The organism is Streptomyces muensis, assembly GCF_021474425.1.
In the GTDB taxonomy this organism is placed as follows: Bacteria; Actinomycetota; Actinomycetes; order Streptomycetales; family Streptomycetaceae; genus Streptomyces; species Streptomyces muensis.
Genome location: NZ_JAKEIP010000424.1, coordinates 1 through 4670, shown reverse-complemented (window position 1 = coordinate 4670; position 4670 = coordinate 1). Strand labels below are relative to the sequence as shown.

Annotated in this window: 4 protein-coding genes and 1 pseudogene; 2 read left to right on the top strand and 3 right to left on the bottom strand. The window is 73.6% G+C overall.

The window, feature by feature from the left end; genetic code table 11:
• Together L0P92_RS42305 and L0P92_RS42300 are read right to left on the bottom strand one after the other, a co-directional pair.
• Positions 1 to 717: pseudogene (locus tag L0P92_RS42305) on the bottom strand (hypothetical protein); the annotation flags it as partial.
• Between the two features lie 121 nt (positions 718 to 838).
• Positions 839 to 2008, bottom strand: a complete 1170-nt coding sequence (locus tag L0P92_RS42300) for a PP2C family protein-serine/threonine phosphatase (RefSeq protein ID WP_234768459.1) — start codon at positions 2006 to 2008, stop codon at positions 839 to 841.
• Between the two features lie 141 nt (positions 2009 to 2149).
• Between L0P92_RS42300 and L0P92_RS42295 the strand changes: the two genes are divergently transcribed.
• Together L0P92_RS42295 and L0P92_RS42290 are read left to right on the top strand one after the other, a co-directional pair.
• Positions 2150 to 2614, top strand: coding sequence for a hypothetical protein (locus L0P92_RS42295; protein WP_234768458.1), 465 nt, complete (start codon positions 2150 to 2152; stop codon positions 2612 to 2614).
• A 211-nt stretch (positions 2615 to 2825) separates the two neighbouring features.
• Positions 2826 to 3752 carry a hypothetical protein gene (locus L0P92_RS42290; RefSeq protein WP_234768457.1) on the top strand — a complete coding sequence of 309 codons (927 nt, stop codon included), beginning with the start codon at positions 2826 to 2828 and terminating at the stop codon, positions 3750 to 3752.
• 90 nt (positions 3753 to 3842) lie between these two features.
• On the opposite strand, the gene L0P92_RS42285 is transcribed toward L0P92_RS42290, so the two are convergent.
• Positions 3843 to 4670 (bottom strand): aminotransferase class I/II-fold pyridoxal phosphate-dependent enzyme (locus tag L0P92_RS42285; protein WP_234768456.1); only part of this gene is annotated, 828 nt, incomplete at its 5' end.

Genomic DNA, 4670 nt, shown 5'->3' with positions numbered 1-4670 from the left:
GGTCGGTACGAGGAGTGGGGCCGGGCTCTGGGCGGGGCTCGGCGGTGGGCTCGGGCGCAGGAGGCTCGGGGGAATCTGGGCCGGCGCGTACGCCCTCAGCACGATGTCCGTGCCCGGCCCGGCCTCACGCGAGATCCGTGTCAGGGCCTGCTGGTGCAGCTGGTCGAAGGAGGGACGGTGGCCGCTGCGCAGGAGGGTCGCGATGGCCTTCATGTACGCGGGCACCGCGACCGTACGGCGGTTCGGAGGCGGGGCGATACGGCCGTAGACCGCGTTGTTGCGCCCGGAGTCGAGGGGGTTGGTGACGAGCCACTCCCAGGTCTCGGGGTCGGCGTGCAGGTCGAGGACGAGGGATGTGGAACCCGGCGCGCGCAGGCGCAGTTCCTCGCGGAACCAGTGCCAGGGGAAGCCGGTGTAGCGGACCGTCGACGGTGTCGTACGGGCCAGCGCGAGGTGGGGCAGACGCTGGCGGCGGTCGAGGTGGAGCTGGCCGGTGACGAAGACGGTGAGCGGGGCCGGGGAGGCCGCGGCGGCGCGCAGCCGGGTGAGGACGGCCTGCGGTTCCAGCGGGTCGGCGAGTTCCACGACGTTCGCCGTGTCCGTGCCGGACAGCACCGTGGGCGGGACCGCGGCGAGGACGGGGAGCACGGAGGCGGCGTCCACCAGACAGCTCTTGCCCGCCGGGGCGGCGGCCAACAGCAGCACGGTTCCGGGCATCGGTCCCTCCCCATCCCCCGTCGATCACTTAGGGCAGCACCGTAACCGCTGCGGCTGCAAAGCGGGATCTCAGGACTCTTTACGCCCGATTCCATCCGTATTCCCCACACCAGTTCTCCCCTCAGTTCTCATCCGATCTCGTCCGACGTACCGCGAACACCGTCGTGTCGTCGGCCAGATGCCCCCCGCAGTGCCTGAGCGTGCCGTCCCGTACGAAGTCGACCAGCCGCCGGGGCTGCGCGATCCCCGGGTCGGCGGCGACGGCCGCGGCGACCTCGGTGGCGAGCGGGAAGAAGACGTCGTCGCCGTCACGCGCCTCGGTCACCCCGTCCGTCGTCAGCAGCAGGGTCTCGCCGGGACGCAGGGACACCCGGCGCACGGGCGGCGGGCCGTCGACGGGGTCGAGTTCACCGAGGCCGAGCGGAAGACCGTGCCGGCCGGGCGGCAGGGACCGTACCCCGTCCGGGCCGACGACCAGCGGGCACTCGTGGCCGAGGACGACGGCGTCCATCGCGTCGGGCTCGTCGTCGGGGAAGCCGATCAGGACGGCGGTGGCGAACCGGTCGCCGTCCTGGCCGCCGAGCGCCGTACGCATCCGGATCTGCCGTTGCATGCGCACCTCCAAACGCTGGGCGACCGTCGCCAGATCCGGCTCGTGGTAGCCGGCCTCCCGGAACGTGCCGAGCAGCGCGGCCGCCGCCTCCACCGCCGCGAGCCCCTTGCCCTGGACGTCACCGACGATGACGCGGGTGCCGTACAGGCCGGTCTGGATGTCGTAGAAGTCGCCGCCCACCCTGGCCTCGCTGTCGGCGGCGAGATACACCTCGGCGTGGTCGAGGCCGCCCCAGCCCGCCGGCAGCGGGCGCAGCACGGTGCGGCGGATGGTCTCGGCGACGTCCTGGATGTGCAGCATGCGCTGCTCCTCGCGCACCCGGACCACGCAGGCCAGCGTGGCGAGGACCCCGCCGATGCCGGCGAGGACGAGGTCGGGCATGCCGGCCTGGTACTCGGCCGGCAGGGCGGCGTCCGCGGCGAGGTAGGTGGCGGGCGCGAGCACCGCGAACACGGCCGTCCCCCACACCCCGCAGATCGCGGCGGCGATACCGGGCACCAGCACGATCCAGGACAGGATCCGGAAGTCGCTGCTGGTCCTGAAGTCGACCAGCACGATGGTGACGAGCAGCAGCAGCGGCGGCACCCAGGCGACACTGCGGCCGCGTACGCGCAGCAGGTCCGGCCGGCGGGCGGCGGCGCCCTGCGGGCCGGCTCCACCCTCGCTGACGGCCCTCATGGGCCTCAGACAAGCACGCCGGTCAGCGCGCCGCATCCGGGTGCTTCCGGATGCTTCCCGGATGCTTTCCGGACGCCGACTTGCCAGGGGGCCGCTCGAGGTGTGCCCTGGATGGCGGGGCGAGGAGAGAGGAGTGCTCTCATGGCTCATGCGGCACCCGCGCCCGGCGGACGGTCCGTGACGGCGCGAACGGGCACGGCCGGCACGCGGGGTCTGCCCGATGTGTTCAGCGCGCGGACGCACCGCGCGATGAGCGTGGTCGTACCGGTCGTCCTGGGGCTCGTCTACGGCTACTGGGCCGCGGCGAACCGGCGCTCCGGCGGCGAGATCACCGGCTGGAACCTGCTGTTCGGCTTCGTCACCGCGGCCGCGTTCATGGTGCTGTACGTGGCCGTCCGCGCGGTCGCCTCCCGCACGATCCGCGAGGTGCACGCGGTTCTGTGGGCCGCCTTCACGGGCGGTACGTTCGGGTTCCTGTACAGCCAGACCGACGCGTCGGTCCTCAGGTCCTCGCTGATGGGGCTCGTGATCGGCGCGGCCTGCTTCGCCGTGCTGTTCTACCGCTACTACACGCACGAGGACGCGCAGGGCCACCGTATCGACTGACGGACACACGTACGTATACGGGTCGGTCCCGGCCGCCGATGGCGCCGGGACCGACCCGTTCCCCTTCATCCACCCACCCAGGTGCTGACCACAGGTCCCGCACATCCATGAGACACCCGATCGGGTGAACGCTCCACCGGAGAGCGGAATCGTGCGGCCGTATGCAGGCACCAGGCTGGCGCCGCCGCCCCCGTGACCCTTGCCTGAAAGGGTGCTCACCCGGCTGCGGAACGCCCTGTCGGCAGCGCTGATCGCGCTGGCGTGCCTCCTCGTGCCGTTCGGGGCGCTGGCGGCGTGGGTGACGTACGGGCTGGCGGACACCGGCCGCTATGTCACCGCGATGGCGCCGCTGGCCGCCGATCCGGCCGTGCAGGGCGCGGTCGCGGACACGGTCGGCGCCGGGATCATGCGGGAGATCGACGACCGGATGGAGGCGGCCCCGGCGTCGCCCGCGTCGCCCGAGCCCGGTTCCGTACGGCCGTTCGCGCAGGACGCGGTGCGTTCCTTCACCCGGACCGAGGCGTTCCGTACGGCGTGGGAGGCGGGCAACAAGGTCGTCCACGATGCCGTGCTGAGCGCCCTTCGGGACGGGCGCGAGCGCGCGGTGACGGTCGACCTCGCGCCGGTCACCGCGCAGATCAAACGCCGGCTGACCGACGACCACGTCCCGTTGGCCCACCACATCCCGGTCGAGCACACCGAGGTCGCGCTGCTCCCGGCCCATGAGGTGCACCGCCTGAAGAAGGGGTACGAGGTGCTCGAAGTCGCCGGCTTCTGGCTGCCGGTCTCGGCGGCGGTCCTCGCCGCGTCCGGCATCGCCGTCGCCGCCTGCCGCCGCCGCGCGGTCACGGCCACCGCGCTGGGCACGGCCCTGGGCGGCGCGCTCCTGCTCCTCGCGGTGACGATCGGCCGCCGGCTCACCCTGACCGACCTCCCCGACCCGGCCCACCGCCCCGCCGCGGCCGCGATCTACGACGCCCTGACGGCGACCCTGCGCGGAGTCTCCTGGCTCCTGATCGCCCTGGGCCTGGCCGTGGCCCTCACCTGTCGCCTGACCCAGTTCCTCGCACAGCGCCGACGAGCCTCCGCGACGCCCACCGCGGATCGGACTCAGGAGCCGACCCGAGCCCGGGCCTGACGGCATCCGGCGTTCCGTCGGGCGGCAGCGGCCCCACCGACGACCGCCGGCCCCGATACCAAAGCCCCGCTCCGCCCCCGCCCACAGCGCTCACGCCCCACCTCGCACCACACCCGCCAACACCCGCAGAGCCCCCCTCAGAACCTCCTCACTCACCGACCCGAGCCCGAGCCTGACGGCGTCCGGAGTGCGGTTCGGGCCGACCGCGAACGCGGGACCCGGCGTCACCGCGATGCCCCGCGCGGCGGCCGCGGCCGTGAAGGTGTCCGCACGCCACGGGGCGGGCAGCTCCCACCAGGCGTAATAGGCGCGGGGATCGGACCGTACGGTGAACCCCCGCAGCTCCTGAGCCACGACCCGCTGCCGGCGCGCCGCGTCCGCCCGCTTGCCCTCGACCAGCCGCTCCACCGTCCCGTCCCCGATCCACCGCGTGGCCGCCGCCACCGCGAAGCGCCCCGCGCTCCATCCACCGGACCGGACGGCCGCCGCCACCGCCTCGGCCCGTTGTTCCGGTACGACGACGAAACCGACGGTGAGGCCGGGGGCGACGCGCTTGGAGAGGCCGTCGACGACGTGGGTGAGGCCGGGGGCGTGGGCGGCGAGGGGGTCGTCGTCCGCGAGGAAGGACCAGATGCGGTCCTCGACGATCGGGATGGTCAAGTCGAGGGCGGCGTGGGCGAGTCGGCGCCTGCGCTCGGGGCTCGTCGTCAGCGAGGTGGGGTTGTGGAGGGTGGGCTGGAGGTAGAGCGCGGCCAGGGGAGCCGTGCGGTGGGCGGCGGCGAGAGACTGCGGACGTGGACCTTCCTCGTCCGTGTCCAGCGGCACCAGGGTGATCCCGAGCCGGGCGGCGCCGGAGGGGCCGGGTGAGCGGGCGCTCGTCGAGGCCGCGACCGCGGCTCCGGTCAACCTGGAGCTCAA